Below are 14,977 nucleotides of genomic sequence, written 5' to 3' on the forward strand. Positions count from 1 at the left end.
CCCGGCCCCCGGCGGACGTCGCCGGGGGAACGGCGGCCCGAGGCGGGTGGTCCGGCGCGCGTCACCGTCGGGGCGAGCGGGGGCCCATGGCCGATACTGGGGCTGTTATGGACATCGTCATCCTTGCTGTAGTCATCGCCGTGGTCGTGCTCGGCGCGCTCAGCGGGCTCATCGTCGGGATCAGGCGCAAGAAGCCGCTGCCCCCGCCGCCGCCCGCCGCGCCCGACATCACCGCCCCTCCGGCCGAGCCGCACGTCGGCGAAGAGGCCGAGACGCCGCGGGAGGAACCGCGGCGCACCATCGAGGAGGTTGATCTTCCGGTCGGCGGCCCGCCCGTCGTCATCGAGGAGCCACCCACCGTCGAGGCTCCTCCGATCGAGATCCCGGAGCCCACCGCCGGACGCCTGATCCGGCTCCGAGCCCGTCTCTCCCGTTCGCAGAACGCCCTGGGCAAGGGGCTGCTCACCCTGCTGTCCCGCGAGCACCTCGACGAGGACACCTGGGAGGAGATCGAGGACACCCTGCTCACCGCCGACGTCGGCGTGCAGCCCACCCAGGAACTGGTCGAGCGGCTGCGCGAGCGCGTGAAGGTGCTCGGCACCCGCACCCCCGAGGAGCTGCGCGGCCTGCTCCGCCAGGAGCTGATCACGCTGGTCGGCCCCGAGATGGACCGCACCGTGCACACGGAGAACGCGGCCGGCGGTCCGGGCATCGTGATGGTCGTCGGCGTCAACGGCACCGGCAAGACCACCACCACCGGCAAGCTCGCCCGCGTGCTGGTCGCCGACGGCAACACCGTCGTCCTCGGCGCCGCCGACACCTTCCGTGCCGCCGCCGCCGACCAGCTCCAGACCTGGGCCGAGCGGGTCGGCGCCCACACCGTGCGCGGTCCCGAGGGCGGCGACCCGGCCTCCGTCGCGTTCGACGCGGTCAAGGAGGGCAAGGAGATGGCCGCGGACGCCGTGCTCATCGACACCGCCGGCCGCCTGCACACCAAGACCGGCCTCATGGACGAGCTGGGCAAGGTCAAGCGCGTCGTGGAGAAGCAGGCCCCGCTGGACGAGGTGCTGCTCGTGCTCGACGCCACCACCGGTCAGAACGGACTCGTCCAGGCCCGGGTCTTCGCCGAGGTCGTCGACATCACCGGCATCGTGCTCACCAAGCTGGACGGCACGGCCAAGGGCGGCATCGTGATCGCCGTCCAGCGCGAGCTGGGCGTCCCGGTGAAGCTGATCGGTCTCGGCGAGGGCGCCGACGACCTGGCGCCGTTCGAGCCGGAGGCGTTCGTGGACGCGCTCATCGGGGACTGAGCCCCGGGCCGCGGGGCCCGTCCGGCAGACGCGAAGAAGCGCCCGCCTCCGAGTCGGTCGGAGGACGGGCGCTTCGCCGTGTGCGGAGCCGGTCCCGCGGGACCGGTGGACCGTCCGGCGATCCGGTGGACCGTCCGGCGATCCGCGGGACCGGTGGGCCGTCCGGCGATCCGCGGGACCGGTGGGCCGTCCGGCGATCCGCGGGACCGGTGGGCCGTCCGGCGATCCGCGGGACCGGTGGGCCGCCCGGTGATCCGCGGCGGCGAGGGCCTACGTCCGTGACCGGTGCGCCACGTACGCCAGCGTGCCGAGCACCAGCCGGGCCTCGGGCGGCCGGGACGCCGAGTCCAGGGCGGGGGAGCGCAGCCAGCGCACCGGGCCGAGGCCGCCCCGGTCGGACGGCGGTGCCGTGATGTGCGTGCCGGGGCCGAGGCCCCGCAGGTCGAGGGCGGCCGGGTCGTCCCAGCCCATGCGGTAGAGCAGCACGGCGGCGGTGCCGGGAGCGACGAGGAAGTGGGCGCGGCCGTCGGGGGTGGCGGTGACCGGGCCGACCGGCAGGCCCATGCGCTCCAGCCGGGCCAGGGCGTGGCGCCCGGCGGACTCGGCGACGTCGATGACGTCGAACGCCCGCCCGACCGGCAGCATCACCGAGGCCCCGGGGAACTCGGCCCAGGTCCCGGTCGCCGCGTCCAGCGGCGCGCCGGCGGGGATCACCGGCGCGAAGTCCAGCGGGTGCGCGCCCGGTGCCCGGCAGCCGGTCCGGCCGCAGGAGCAGGCACCCGCGACGGCCCGGACACCCGGCACCACGTCCCAGCCCCACAGTCCGGTGTACTCCGCCACGGCGGTGGCGTCCGACGAGCGACCGCGGCGGCGCGAGCCGGACCGGATGTCGCGGATGCCCCGACTGATACCGATCGTGAAGCCCATGCCCCCTCCAACGGGTCCGGCGTGCCGGTGGTTACGCAGTGGACGCGGAAAGTCACGCTCTGTTTCCGGCTTCCCCGGTGCCGCACCGCTCAGTCGGCGCCCCGAAGCGCCCAGGGGTGGTGTGTCCTGCGGTGCACGCCTCTGCGTGCCTCGTTGCACCCATTCCTGACTGTCCTGTGTCAAGTGAATCGCGGGTTGACGACTGTGAGTTCATTCGAAGGGGTGGCGAATGGTGGCGATTGCGATTCCGCCATGGTGAGACGGGTGATCGTAGGACTACGGTGAGTGCACGGCTTCTTGGGGCACATGCACTCGTGGGTATGCCGGAGGCAACTCGGCCTTCCGTTCGAGGGGTGACAACCGCCGGACGGGCGGCCCCGGCAACCGGCATTCTGATAGGGCTTGGCGCACTCAGCGACAAGTGGTCTTCAGGGATGGGGGCGTTCCAGTGAGCGGCAACGGCGGTGGCGGGACGAATGCTGCGGGCGCGGAGAAACGCCCGAACGAACTCCTCGCCTCGTGGTTCGTCCGCAGCGGCTGGTCCAAGGGCGAACTCGCCCGCCAGGTCAACCGCCGGGCACGCCAGTTGGGCGCCAATCACATCTCCACCGACACCTCGCGCGTGCGCCGCTGGCTGGACGGCGAGAACCCGCGCGAGCCGATCCCCAGGATCCTGTCCGAGCTGTTCTCCGAACGCTTCGGCGTCGTGGTCTCCGTCGAGGACCTGGGCCTGCGCACCGCCCGCCCGGCACCCTCCGCGACCGGCGTCGACCTGCCCTGGACGGGCCCGCAGACCGTGGCCCTGCTCAGCGAGTTCTCGCGCAGCGACCTGATGCTGGCGCGGCGCGGCTTCCTCGGGAGCTCGCTGGCCCTCTCCGCGGGCCCGCCCCTCATCGAGCCCATGCAGCGCTGGCTCGTCCCCACCCCGCCCGCCCCGCGGTCCAGGCCCGAGCCGGACCCGGTGTCGTCCGGGGGGCGCGCCCGGGGCCGGCTGTCCAAGCCGGAGCTGGACCTGCTGGAGACCACCACCGTGATGTTCCGGCAGTGGGACGCCCAGTGCGGCGGCGGCCTGCGCCGCAAGGCGGTCGTCGGCCAGCTGCACGAGGTGACGGACCTGCTCCAGGAACCCCAGCCCGAGGCCACCACCCGGCGGCTGTTCAAGGTCGCCGCCGAACTGGCCGAACTGGCCGGCTGGATGTCGTACGACGTCGGACTCCAGCCCACCGCGCAGAAGTACTTCGTGCTCGCCCTGCACGCCGCCAAGGAGGCCGGCGACCGGCCGCTCGGCTCCTACGTGCTGTCCAACATGAGCCGGCAGATGATCCACCTCGGCCGGCCCGAGGACGCCCTGGAGCTGATCCACCTCGCGCAGTACGGCAGCCGGGACTGCGCGAGCCCGCGCACCCAGTCGATGCTGTACGCCATGGAGGCCCGCGCCTACGCCAACATGGGCCAGCCCGGCCGGTGCAAGCGGGCGGTCAGGATGGCCGAGGACACCTTCGCCGAGGCCGCCGAGTGGGACGAGCCGGAACCCGACTGGATCCGCTTCTTCTCCGAGGCCGAGCTGTACGCCGAGAACTCCCACTCCTTCCGCGACCTCGCCTACGTCGCCGGCCGCAGCCCCACCTACGCCTCCCTCGCCGAGCCGCTCATGCAGCGGGCCGTGGAACTGTTCGGCCGGGAGGGCGGCGAGCACCAGCGGTCCTACGCCCTCAACCTGATCGGCATGGCCACGGTGCACCTGCTCCAGCGGGAGCCCGAACAGAGCGTGGTTTTCGCCACCGAGGCCATCAGGGCGGCCAAGAAGGTCCGTTCCGAACGCGTCAACACTCGTATCCGAAAGACGGTCGACACGGCCGCGCGCGACTTCGGGGACCTCGCCGACGTCGTCGACCTCACCGAGCGGCTCGCGATCGAGCTGCCCGAGACCGCGGAGGCGGTCTGACACCCCGGAGGAACCGCTGAGCCCCGGCCGCGGCCGGCCCTCCCGAACTGCCCGACTCGGCTCCCCCATGCCAGGTCATTCGGAGGCCGACCGCGGCCGGCCCGTCGTCTCCCCGGCCGCGGCTCACCGCCGTACCCCGAAGGCCGCGCCACGACAACGATCGGCGCGCCCCGGATCCGGCAGTTCACCGACGCGTAACACGCCCGGCGCCTTCGTCACGGCGGCGAAACAACGAGGGGCCTCCACCGAAACCGCGCTGCGCCAGTCTCGTGGCGCATAACCGGCCCACCCCTCAATCCGCTCAAGGCTTCGCCCGCACGGGGCCGTACCAACGACGAGGAGACGCCGATGGCACCAGCCATCACCCTGGCCGCAGACGCGCCCACGCTGTCCGCCGCCAACACAGGGTTCATGCTCATCTGTTCCGCCCTGGTGATGCTCATGACCCCGGGTCTCGCCTTCTTCTACGGAGGCATGGTCCGCGTCAAGAGCGCCCTGAACATGCTGATGATGAGCTTCATCAGCCTGGGGATCGTCACCGTCCTGTGGGTGCTGTACGGCTTCTCCATGGCGTTCGGCACCGACTCCGGCAGCATCGTCGGCTGGAACTCCGACTGGGTCGGTCTCGGCGACATCGGCCTCACCGAACTCTGGGACGGCTACACCATCCCGGTCTTCGTCTTCCTGGTCTTCCAGCTGATGTTCGCCGTCCTCACGCCCGCCCTGATCAGCGGCGCCCTCGCGGACCGGGTGAAGTTCACCGCGTGGGCCCTTTTCGTCGCCCTGTGGGCCACCGTCGTCTACTTCCCGGTCGCGCACTGGGTCTGGGGCGCCGGCGGCTGGGCCTTCGAACTGGGCGTCATCGACTTCGCCGGAGGCACGGCCGTCCACATCAACGCCGGCGCAGCGGCCCTCGGCGTGATCCTGGTCATCGGCAAGCGCATCGGCTTCAAGAAGGACCCGATGCGCCCGCACAGCCTGCCGCTGGTCATGCTCGGCGCGGGGCTCCTGTGGTTCGGCTGGTTCGGCTTCAACGCCGGCTCGTGGCTCGGCAACGACGACGGCGTCGGCGCGCTGATGTTCGTCAACACCCAGGTCGCCACCGGCGCGGCCGTGCTGGGCTGGCTCGCCTACGAGAAGATCCGCCACGGCGCGTTCACCACGCTGGGCGCCGCCTCCGGCGCGGTCTCCGGACTGGTCGCCATCACCCCGGCCGGCGGCGCGGTCTCCCCGCTCGGCGCGATCGCGGTGGGCGCCGTCGCCGGTGTCCTGTGCGCCATGGCCGTCGGCCTGAAGTACAGGTTCGGCTACGACGACTCCCTCGACGTCGTCGGCGTCCACCTCGTCGGCGGCATCCTCGGCTCGCTGCTCGTCGGCTTCTTCGCCACCGGCAAGGGCCAGTCCGACGTCGCGGGCCTCTTCTACGGCGGCGGCCTCGACCAGTTCTGGAAGCAGTGCGCCGGTGTCTTCGGCGTCCTCGCCTACTCCCTGGTCGTCTCCGCGGTCCTCGCCCTCCTCCTCGACAGGACCGTCGGCATGCGAGTCTCCGAGGACGACGAGGTGGCCGGCATCGACCAGGCCGAGCACGCCGAGACCGCGTACGACTTCAGCGGCGCCGGCGGCGGCGCGGTCCGCACCGCCGACGCCGCCCCCGTCGCCCCGGCCGAGAGCAAGAAGGTGGACGCATGAAGCTCATCACCGCAGTCGTGAAGCCGCACCGGCTCGACGAGATCAAGGAGGCCCTGCAGGCCTTCGGGGTGCACGGTCTCACCGTCACCGAGGCCAGCGGCTACGGCCGCCAGCGCGGCCACACCGAGGTCTACCGCGGTGCCGAGTACACCGTCGACCTGGTGCCCAAGATCCGCATCGAGGTGCTGGTGGAGGACGACGACGCCGAACAGCTCATCGACGTCGTCGTCAAGGCGGCCCGCACCGGCAAGATCGGTGACGGCAAGGTCTGGTCGACCCCGGTCGAGACGGCCGTACGCGTCCGGACCGGCGAGCGCGGCCCGGACGCGCTCTGACGGCAGACCGACGGAGAAGGAGTCGCCGGGTGACGGGTACGGACATGCACGACGAGGCGAAGGATTCGGGACCCGGCGGCTACGCGGCGGCCCGGCTGCGCCTCCTCACCGAGGGGGCGCGGTCCGGGCCGCCGCGCCGTACCGCCCTCGCGGACCTCACGGACACCTGGCTCACCGGGCTGTTCGCCGCGGGCACGCGGGAGCCGCGCGGCGTCTCCCTGGTCGCCGTCGGCGGCTACGGCCGCGCGGAGCTGTCCCCGCGCAGCGACCTCGACCTGCTCCTGCTGCACGACGGCGGCGATCTCGAGGCGGTCACCGCCCTCGCCGACCGGCTCTGGTACCCCGTCTGGGACCTGGGCCTCGCCCTCGACCACTCCGTCCGCACGCCGACGGAGGCCCGCAGGACCGCGGGCGAGGACCTCAAGGTCCAGCTCGGGCTGCTCGACGCCCGGCACCTCGCCGGCGACCCCGGCCTGACCGCCTCGCTGCGCACGGCGGTGCTGGCCGACTGGCGCGACCAGGCGCCGAAACGACTTCCCGAACTCAGGGAACTGTGCGCCGAGCGCGCCGAACGCCAGGGCGAGCTGCAGTACCTCCTGGAGCCCGACCTCAAGGAGGCGCGCGGCGGACTGCGCGACGCCACCGCGCTGCGCGCCGTCGCCGCGTCCTGGCTCGCCGACGCCCCGCGCGAGGGCCTGGCCGAGGCCCGCCGCCGGCTCCTCGACGTACGGGACGCGCTGCACCTGGCGACAGGCCGCGCGACCGACCGGCTCGCGCTCCAGGAACAGGACCAGGTGGCGTCCCAACTGGGGCTGCTCGACGCCGACGCGCTGCTGCGGCGGGTGTACGAGGCGGCCCGCGTCATCGCGTACGCCGGTGACGTCACCTGGCGCGAGGTGGGGCGCGTACTGCGCTCCCGGGCCGCGCGGCCGAGGCTGCGCGCCCTGCTGGGCGGGGGGAGGCCCACCGCCGAACGCTCCCCGCTGGCCGAGGGGGTCGTGGAGCAGGAGGGCGAGGTGGTGCTCGCGCGCACCGCGCGCCCCGAACGCGATCCCGTGCTTCCCTTGCGTGCCGCGGCCGCCGCCGCGCAGGCCGGGCTCCCGCTCTCCCCGCACGCCGTACGGCGCATGGCGGCCGTGGCGCGCCCGCTGCCCACGCCCTGGCCCGCCGAGGCCCGCGAACAGCTCGTGACCCTGCTGGGCTCCGGCCGCCCCACCGTCGAGGTCTGGGAGGCGCTGGAGGCCGAGGGTCTGGTCACCCTCCTGCTGCCGGACTGGGAGCGGGTGCGCTGCCGGCCGCAGCGCAACGCTGTGCACCGGTGGACCGTCGACCGGCACCTCGTCGAGACCGTCGTGCGCGCCTCCGCGCTCGCCCGCCGGGTCGGCCGTCCCGACCTGCTGCTGGTCGCCGCACTGCTGCACGACATCGGCAAGGGCTGGCCCGGCGACCACTCGGTGGCCGGCGAGGTCATCGCCAGGGACGTGGCCGCCCGCATCGGCTTCGACCACCACGACGTCACGGTGATCGCCGCCCTCGTGCGCCACCACCTGCTGCTCGTGGAGACCGCCACCCGGCGCGACCTGGACGACCCGGCGACCGTGCGCGCGGTCGCCGGGGCCGTCGGCACCCAGGGCACCCTGGAACTGCTGCACGCCCTGACCGAGGCCGACGCGCTCGCCACCGGTCCCGCCGCCTGGTCGTCCTGGCGTGCCTCGCTGGTGGCCGACCTGGTGAAACGGGTCTCGGCGGTGCTGACCGGGAGCCCGTCGGAAGACCCCGGGGCCGCCGTGCCCACCACCGAGCAGGAGCGCCTCGCGCTCGAGGCGGTCGCCACGGGCGGTCCGGTGCTGGCGCTGCGGGCGCGGACCGAGCCGCCCGCCGAGCCGCAGGAGTCCTCCGGCGACCCGGAGCCGCTGGGTGTGGAACTGCTCGTCGCCGTCCCCGACCAGCCGGGCGTGCTGCCCGCGGTGGCGGGCGTGCTCGCCCTGCACCGGCTGACCGTACGGACCGCGGAGCTGCGGGCGGTGGACCTCCCGGACGGCGTCGACGCCACCGTGCTGCTGCTGGACTGGCGCGTCGCCGCCCAGTACGGCTCCCTGCCCCAGGCCGCCCGGCTGCGCGCGGACCTCGTCCGCGCCCTGGACGGCACCCTGGACGTCGCCGGCCGCCTCGCCGAGCGGGACGCCGCCCAGCCCCGGCGCAGGGGCGTGGCCGCACCGCCGCCGCGGGTCACGGTCGCCTCGGCCGCGTCACGCCTGGCCACGGTCATCGAGGTCCGCGCCCAGGACGCCCCGGGCCTGCTGTTCCGCATCGGCCGGGCCCTGGAGGGCGCGGGTGTCCGGGTGCGGAGCGCGCACGTGAGCACGTTGGGCGCGAACGCCGTCGACGCCTTCTACGTGACGCGAGCGCAGGGTGCGCCGTTGCCGGGTGAGGAGGCGGTGACCGTGGCACGGAAGCTGGAGGAGGCCCTGCGGACGTGACCTTCCGGTCGTGCCGCGGGTCCACCGGACGTGCTCCCCGCCGACGCGGGGACCCGCCCCCGTCCCCTGACCGCAGTGGGCGGGGGCGATTTGCCTGTCGGGCCGGATACCCTGGAGGGCGACCCACCCCACCGCCGACGCGAGGACCTACGCCGCCGTGTTCGATACTCTCTCCGATCGTCTGTCAGCCACCTTCAAATCCCTCCGGGGCAAGGGCAGGCTGTCCGAAGCGGACATCGACGCCACGGCGCGTGAGATCCGCATCGCCCTCCTTGAAGCGGACGTGGCTCTTCCGGTCGTCCGTGCGTTCATCAAGAACGTCAAGGAGCGTGCCCTCGGTGCCGAGGTCTCCAAGGCGCTGAACCCCGCCCAGCAGGTCCTCAAGATCGTCAACGAGGAACTGGTCACCATCCTCGGCGGCGAGACCCGGCGGCTGCGCTTCGCCAAGCAGCCCCCCACCGTGATCATGCTCGCCGGTCTGCAGGGTGCCGGCAAGACCACCCTCGCGGGCAAGCTCGGCCGCTGGCTGAAGGAGCAGGGCCACTCGCCGGTGCTGGTCGCCGCCGACCTCCAGCGCCCCAACGCCGTCAACCAGCTCAGCGTCGTCGCCGAGCGCGCGGGCGTCGCCGTCTACGCGCCCGAGCCGGGCAACGGCGTGGGCGACCCGGTGAAGGTCGCCAAGGACTCCATCGAGTTCGCGAAGACCAAGGTCCACGACATCGTGATCGTGGACACCGCCGGCCGCCTGGGCATCGACCAGGAGATGATGCAGCAGGCCGCGGACATCCGGGACGCGGTCTCGCCGGACGAGATCCTGTTCGTCGTCGACGCCATGATCGGCCAGGACGCCGTCAACACCGCCGAGGCCTTCCGGGACGGCGTCGGCTTCGACGGCGTGGTGCTCTCCAAGCTCGACGGCGACGCGCGCGGTGGCGCCGCGCTGTCGATCCGCCAGGTCACCGGCAAGCCGATCATGTTCGCGTCGAACGGCGAGAAGCTCGACGACTTCGACGCCTTCCACCCGGACCGGATGGCCTCCCGCATCCTCGACATGGGTGACCTGCTCACCCTGATCGAGCAGGCGGAGAAGACGTTCAGCCAGGAAGAGGCCGAGAAGATGGCCTCCAAACTGGCGTCCAAGAAGGGCCAGGACTTCACCCTGGACGACTTCCTGGCCCAGATGGAGCAGGTCCGGAAGATGGGCAGCATCAGCAAGCTGCTCGGCATGCTCCCGGGCATGGGCCAGATCAAGGACCAGATCAACAACCTCGACGAGCGGGACGTCGACCGCACCGCCGCGATCATCAAGTCGATGACCCCGGCCGAGCGCCAGGACCCGACGATCATCAACGGCTCGCGCCGCGCCCGTATCGCCAAGGGTTCCGGCGTCGAGGTCAGCGCGGTGAAGAACCTGGTCGAGCGGTTCTTCGAGGCGCGCAAGATGATGTCCCGCATGGCCCAGGGCGGCGGCATGCCGGGGATGCCCGGGATGCCGGGCATGGGCGGCGGCCCCGGCCGGCAGAAGAAGAAGCAGAAGCAGGCCAAGGGCAAGCAGCGCTCCGGCAACCCGATGAAGCGCAAGCAGCAGGAGCAGGAGGCCGCCGCGCGCCGCGCCGCCGCCGCGGAGGGCGGCAACGCCTTCGGACTGCCGCAGCAGGGCGGCAAGGACTTCGAGCTCCCCGAGGAGTTCAAGAAGTTCATGGGCTGACGCCCGCGCCGGACACGCCACCGGGGCGCCCCCCGCACAAGGGGGGCGCCCCGGTGGCGTGTCCGGGGGTGTCCGGCAGGCCCGGACTCCGGTGGCGTCAGTGCGCCGGCGCCGGCCTCACGGCGTCCGCGCGATCAGGTACCGGAACACGTTCGGCATCCACACGGTGCCGTCCTGCCGCTGGTACGGATGGAGCGCCTCCGCCAACTCCTTGTCCACCTGCGCCCGGTCCGTGGCGGTGATCGCCGGGTCGAACAGCCCCGTCGACAGCAGGCCCCGGACCGCGCTGTCCACGTCGGCGTAGCCGAAGGGGCACGCCACCCGCCCGGAGCCGTCCGGCCTCAGGCCCGCCCGCTGGGCGACCCGCTCCAGGTCGTCGCGGTGCGCGGGGCGCCAGGCGCCCGCGGCGCGCAGCGGCTCCGCCAGCTTGGTGGCCACCCGGAGCACGGACGCCGTGGTGCACCGCTCCGGCGGCCCCCAGCCGGCCAGCACCACGGCCGCTCCGCGCTCGGCGAGCGGTGTCGCCTCGGCGAGCAGCTCACCCAGCCCTTCCGCGTCCCCCGCGAGGCAGCCGATCGGCTCGAAGGCGGTCAGCACGGTGTACGGGGGTGCGTCCGCGCGGGCCGTGTCCGCGGGGGAGCCGTCCACGATCCGGGTGTCCGTACGCGCGCACGTGTCCCGCCCGTCGGGCAGCAGCCGCTCCCGCGCGAGGGCCAGCCGGTCGGCGGAGGTGTCGACACCGGTGATCGTGGCGCCGCGCGAGGCCGCCATCAGCAGGGCCAGCCCGGAGCCGCAGCCGAGGCCGAGCAGTCGCGTCGCGGGACCCACGTCCAGTCGCTCGTAGACGGCCTCGAAGAGCGGTACGAGCATCCGCTCCTGTATCTCGGACCAGTCACGCGCGCGTGCACGCAGGTCCACGCGGGGGGCGGCCCCCGCGTGAGGCAGGTGCTGCCGCACGAGCGTAGGTGTCATAGGTAAGCGCCCCAATCAGCCGAGAGTTGCCGCAGTGCCCGATTCCCTGGCCCCCGTGCAGTGCGCTCGCACTTCCCCCGTATGCCAGGAAACTGCGCCCTCGACGTGTCGTCCAGTGGAAGGGGGCGGCGGTTTGGTAGTTGCTCGTGCCAGTGGCAAGAATTCACATTCCGGTAATCCGGGAACGTAGGATCGCGGCATATGCCGGGGCGGGCCGGTGTCGGACGCCGGTGGCGTGCCCGGTAACGTCGCCGTCGAGGCGCCTGCCGACCGGGGTGAGGCCTTCCGCCGCGAGAGCGGCCGAAACGCCTCTTGCGCATCCGTCGATCCCACGTGCACCGGCGCGGGGACACCGCGTACGCGCCGGTCCGTACGTCGTCCTACGCACCACCTTGGGATGAGCTGCGTGACTTCTCCGCAGATCAGCGCACGCGCCCTCGTCGGGACGCATCAGCGGCAACTGACGGGTACGTGCAAATTATTTGGGATGGCCCGGAATCGGAACACAGAGCCCCCCAGGCTCGTTGCCATTACGTGAGCACGACACAGACACCACCTGTTCTCGCCGCAGAGCTGGCACAGGCGTGGGCCGACATCCAGCGGCACCACCCCGAGCTGCCCGATCTTGCCGCGCCCGAGTCCCTGATCGGGGAGTCGTCGTCCGCGTGCGGTCACGAACTCTCCTTCGAACGACTGCTGCACGAGGCAGTCCACGGCGTCGCCGCCGCGCGCGGCGTGCGCGACACATCCCGTGCCGGCCGCTACCACAACCGCAGGTTCCTCGCCATCGCCGAGGAGCTGGGCCTGGACCACCCCGAGGAACCGCACCCCAGCAGCGGCTTCTCGCTGGTCACCCTCACTCCCGAGGCGAAGCGCCGTTACCGCCCGACCATCGAACGTCTCCAGCGCGCCCTGAAGGCGCACTCCGCCGCGACCGCGGGCGACACCGCCCGCAGCTTCCGCGGCCCGGCCGCTCGGCACGGCTCCTCCGGTGGCGGCGTCCGGGTCAAGGCCGTCTGCGACTGCGGCCGCAACGTCCGCGTCGTCCCGTCGGTCCTGGCCCAGGCCCCCATCGTCTGCGGCGGCTGCGGCAAGCCCTTCCGCATCCCGGAGGCCGTGGGAGCGGCGAGCTGACCGTCTCCGGCATCTCGTGGGTGCCGGGGCGGGGGTGCTGAAGGGGGTGCCGCCGACGGGGAACGGAGCCGGGAGTCCGCGGGGGCGGGCGGCACCCGCGGCGCAGGGCCGCGCATCCGGCGTACGGGCAGCGGGACGCCGGGTGCGTTTGAGCCGTGCCCGCTCCCTGAGCCCCCGGGCCGAAGCGGCCCGCAGGGTGTGGCACAATGGCTAGCTGTACTCGACAGCCGCACAGGACCCCTCTCTCCTCCGGCTGACGCGTCCATCGGGCACTCGGGTACCGCAACCCCACGCGGCTTCGCTCGCCGTGCCCAACCACGTCAAATCCAGGAGAACCCACTCCCGTGGCAGTCAAGATCAAGCTGAAGCGTCTGGGCAAGATCCGTTCGCCTCACTACCGCATCGTCGTCGCCGACTCCCGTACCCGCCGTGACGGCCGGGCCATCGAGGAGATCGGCAAGTACCACCCGACGTACAACCCGTCGGTGATGGAGGTCGACAGCGAGCGTGTGGCGTACTGGCTCGGTGTCGGCGCCCAGCCGACCGAGCCCGTGCTCGCCATCCTGAAGAAGACCGGCGACTGGCAGAAGTTCAAGGGCGAGCCCGCCCCGGCCCCGCTGCTGCAGCAGGCCGAGAAGCCGGCCCGCCCGTCGTTCGAGGCGCTCGGCGGCGAGGACGAGGGCAAGGGTGAGGCGATCACCCAGAAGAAGAAGGCTGAGAAGAAGGACGAGGCCGCCGCTGAGTCCGCGTCGACCGAGGCCTGAGCATGCTCGAGGAGGCTCTCGAGCACCTCGTGAAGGGCATCGTCGACAACCCTGACGATGTGCAGGTGGCCTCGCGCAACCTGCGCCGCGGGCGTGTGCTCGAGGTCCGGGTCCACCCGGACGACCTCGGCAAGGTGATCGGTCGCAACGGCCGCACCGCGCGCGCTCTGCGCACCGTCGTGGGCGCCATCGGCGGCCGCGGTGTCCGTGTCGACCTCGTCGACGTGGACCACGTCCGCTGACGCTTATCGCAACCGGCTCGGGCCGGGGAAGGCCGTGAGGGCCGTCCCCGGCCCGTAGTCGTAGATCAGGAGAAACAAGCACCGTGCAGCTGGTAGTCGCTCGCATCGGCCGTGCCCACGGGATCAAGGGCGAGGTCACCGTCGAGGTCCGCACCGACGAGCCCGAACTGCGGCTCGCCCCCGGCGCCGTCCTGGCCACCGAGCCGGCCTCGACCGGTCCGCTGACCATCGAGACGGGCCGCGTCCACAGCGGCCGCCTCCTGCTGCGCTTCGAGGGCGTGCGCGACCGCAACGCCGCCGAGGCCCTGCGCAACACCCTCCTGATCGCCGAGGTCGACCCGGAGGAACTGCCCGAGGGCGAGGACGAGTACTACGACCACCAGCTGATCGACCTCGACGTCGTCACCGAGGACGGCGAGCAGGTCGGCCGGATCACCGAGATCTCGCACCTGCCCACCCAGGACCTCTTCGTGGTCGAGCGCCCCGACGGCAGCGAGGTGTTCGTGCCGTTCGTCGAGGAGATCGTCACCGAGATCGACCTGGAGGAGCAGCGCGCGGTCATCGCCCCGCCGCCCGGTCTGATCGACGACCGCGCCGAGATCGCCTCGTCCCGGGATGAGGCCTAGATGCGGCTCGACGTCGTCACGATCTTCCCCGAGTACCTCGAACCGCTGAACGTCTCCCTCGTCGGCAAGGCACGCGCGCGCGGCCAGCTGAACGTGCACGTGCACGACCTGCGCTCCTGGACCTACGACCGGCACCACACCGTCGACGACACGCCGTACGGCGGCGGCCCGGGCATGGTGATGAAGACCGGGCCCTGGGGGGACGCGCTCGACTCGGTCCTGGCGGACGGCTACGAGACCGGCTCCCGTGAGCCGGCCCTGATCGTCCCCACCCCCAGTGGCCGTCCCTTCACCCAGGAACTCGCGGTCCACCTCTCCGAACGCCCCTGGCTGATCTTCACCCCGGCCCGCTACGAGGGCATCGACCGGCGTGTCGTCGACGAGTACGCGGCCCGGATGCCGGTGTACGAGGTGTCCATCGGCGACTACGTCCTGGCCGGCGGCGAGGCGGCCGTCCTCGTCGTCACCGAGGCCGTGGCGCGGCTGCTCCCCGGCGTTCTGGGCAACGCCGAATCCCACCGGGACGACTCCTTCGCACCCGGCGCCATGGCCGGCCTCCTGGAGGGCCCCGTCTACACCAAGCCGCCCGTCTGGCGCGACCGGGGGATCCCCGAGGTGCTGCTCAGCGGCCACCACGGGAAGATCGCCCGCTGGCGGCGCGACGAGGCGCTGCGACGTACCACCGCCAACCGGCCCGACCTGATCGAGCGCTGCGCCCCCGAGGCCTTCGACAAGAAGGACCGGGAGATGCTGTCCGTCCTGGGCTGGGAACCGGACCCCGCCGGAGAGCCGTACGGCCGATTTTGGCGCAGGACCGACGGCGTGGAAGAATAGACCGCTGTTGT

At 72.6% G+C, this 14,977-nt stretch carries 13 protein-coding genes; 11 read left to right on the forward strand and 2 right to left on the reverse strand.

What is annotated here, in order from left to right:
* The first annotated feature begins 107 nt into the window (after positions 1-107).
* Positions 108-1,310: a signal recognition particle-docking protein FtsY gene (gene ftsY / locus FHS37_RS31410; protein ID WP_184827486.1), complete on the forward strand. Its 1,203-nt coding sequence runs from the start codon at positions 108-110 to the stop codon at positions 1,308-1,310.
* Between the two features lie 270 nt (positions 1,311-1,580).
* On the opposite strand, the gene FHS37_RS31415 is transcribed toward ftsY, so the two are convergent.
* The gene (locus FHS37_RS31415; RefSeq protein ID WP_184827488.1) at positions 1,581-2,237 is read right to left on the reverse strand and encodes a bifunctional DNA primase/polymerase; all 657 of its coding nucleotides are present in this window, start codon (positions 2,235-2,237) and stop codon (positions 1,581-1,583) included.
* A 448-nt stretch (positions 2,238-2,685) separates the two neighbouring features.
* On the opposite strand from FHS37_RS31415, the gene nsdA reads away from it, so the two are divergent.
* From nsdA to ffh, 5 genes are all read left to right on the forward strand, one after another.
* Positions 2,686-4,182 (forward strand): transcriptional repressor NsdA, encoded by a 1,497-nt coding sequence (gene nsdA, locus FHS37_RS31420; RefSeq protein ID WP_184827489.1) that lies wholly within the window; start codon positions 2,686-2,688, stop codon positions 4,180-4,182.
* A 348-nt stretch (positions 4,183-4,530) separates the two neighbouring features.
* Positions 4,531-5,871 carry an ammonium transporter gene (locus tag FHS37_RS31425; protein ID WP_184827491.1) on the forward strand — a complete coding sequence of 447 codons (1,341 nt, stop codon included), beginning with the start codon at positions 4,531-4,533 and terminating at the stop codon, positions 5,869-5,871.
* On the forward strand, positions 5,868-6,206 hold the full coding sequence (locus FHS37_RS31430) for a P-II family nitrogen regulator (protein ID WP_184827493.1): 339 nt from the start codon (positions 5,868-5,870) through the stop codon (positions 6,204-6,206). Before FHS37_RS31425 ends, FHS37_RS31430 begins: the two co-directional genes overlap by 4 nt.
* Positions 6,207-6,250: 44 nt before the next feature.
* On the forward strand, positions 6,251-8,686 hold the full coding sequence (locus FHS37_RS31435) for a [protein-PII] uridylyltransferase (protein WP_221500572.1): 2,436 nt from the start codon (positions 6,251-6,253) through the stop codon (positions 8,684-8,686).
* A gap of 157 nt (positions 8,687-8,843) precedes the next feature.
* Positions 8,844-10,394, forward strand: a complete 1,551-nt coding sequence (gene ffh, locus FHS37_RS31440) for a signal recognition particle protein (protein ID WP_184827497.1) — start codon at positions 8,844-8,846, stop codon at positions 10,392-10,394.
* Positions 10,395-10,511: 117 nt separating this feature from the next.
* Here ffh and FHS37_RS31445 read toward each other — a convergent pair whose 3' ends face one another.
* Positions 10,512-11,366 (reverse strand): methyltransferase domain-containing protein, encoded by an 855-nt coding sequence (locus tag FHS37_RS31445; RefSeq protein WP_184827499.1) that lies wholly within the window; start codon positions 11,364-11,366, stop codon positions 10,512-10,514.
* Positions 11,367-11,900: 534 nt separating this feature from the next.
* On the opposite strand from FHS37_RS31445, the gene FHS37_RS31450 reads away from it, so the two are divergent.
* From FHS37_RS31450 to trmD, 5 genes are all read left to right on the forward strand, one after another.
* On the forward strand, positions 11,901-12,500 hold the full coding sequence (locus FHS37_RS31450) for a hypothetical protein (RefSeq protein ID WP_184827500.1): 600 nt from the start codon (positions 11,901-11,903) through the stop codon (positions 12,498-12,500).
* A gap of 344 nt (positions 12,501-12,844) precedes the next feature.
* Positions 12,845-13,264, forward strand: coding sequence for a 30S ribosomal protein S16 (gene rpsP / locus FHS37_RS31455; protein ID WP_184827502.1), 420 nt, complete (start codon positions 12,845-12,847; stop codon positions 13,262-13,264).
* Positions 13,265-13,266: 2 nt separating this feature from the next.
* Positions 13,267-13,506 carry an RNA-binding protein gene (locus tag FHS37_RS31460; RefSeq protein ID WP_003973401.1) on the forward strand — a complete coding sequence of 80 codons (240 nt, stop codon included), beginning with the start codon at positions 13,267-13,269 and terminating at the stop codon, positions 13,504-13,506.
* A gap of 83 nt (positions 13,507-13,589) precedes the next feature.
* Entirely contained in the window at positions 13,590-14,132 is a 543-nt protein-coding gene (gene rimM / locus FHS37_RS31465) for a ribosome maturation factor RimM (protein ID WP_184827504.1), read from the forward strand.
* Positions 14,133-14,966: a tRNA (guanosine(37)-N1)-methyltransferase TrmD gene (gene trmD / locus FHS37_RS31470; protein ID WP_184827506.1), complete on the forward strand. Its 834-nt coding sequence runs from the start codon at positions 14,133-14,135 to the stop codon at positions 14,964-14,966.
* Positions 14,967-14,977: the final 11 nt, after the last annotated feature.

This window comes from Streptomyces griseomycini, assembly GCF_014203535.1.
In the GTDB taxonomy this organism is placed as follows: Bacteria; Actinomycetota; Actinomycetes; order Streptomycetales; family Streptomycetaceae; genus Streptomyces; species Streptomyces griseomycini.

Bases quoted from the DNA above. Each gene is read 5' to 3' on its own strand.
- ftsY (WP_184827486.1), top strand. From the start codon at position 108: ATGGACATCGTCATCCTTGCTGTAGTCATCGCCGTGGTCGTGCTCGGC.
- FHS37_RS31415 (WP_184827488.1), bottom strand. From the start codon at position 2,237: ATGGGCTTCACGATCGGTATCAGTCGGGGCATCCGCGACATCCGGTCC.
- FHS37_RS31425 (WP_184827491.1), top strand. From the start codon at position 4,531: ATGGCACCAGCCATCACCCTGGCCGCAGACGCGCCCACGCTGTCCGCC.
- FHS37_RS31430 (WP_184827493.1), top strand. From the start codon at position 5,868: ATGAAGCTCATCACCGCAGTCGTGAAGCCGCACCGGCTCGACGAGATC.
- FHS37_RS31435 (WP_221500572.1), top strand. From the start codon at position 6,251: ATGCACGACGAGGCGAAGGATTCGGGACCCGGCGGCTACGCGGCGGCC.
- FHS37_RS31445 (WP_184827499.1), bottom strand. From the start codon at position 11,366: ATGACACCTACGCTCGTGCGGCAGCACCTGCCTCACGCGGGGGCCGCC.
- FHS37_RS31460 (WP_003973401.1), top strand. From the start codon at position 13,267: ATGCTCGAGGAGGCTCTCGAGCACCTCGTGAAGGGCATCGTCGACAAC.
- trmD (WP_184827506.1), top strand. From the start codon at position 14,133: ATGCGGCTCGACGTCGTCACGATCTTCCCCGAGTACCTCGAACCGCTG.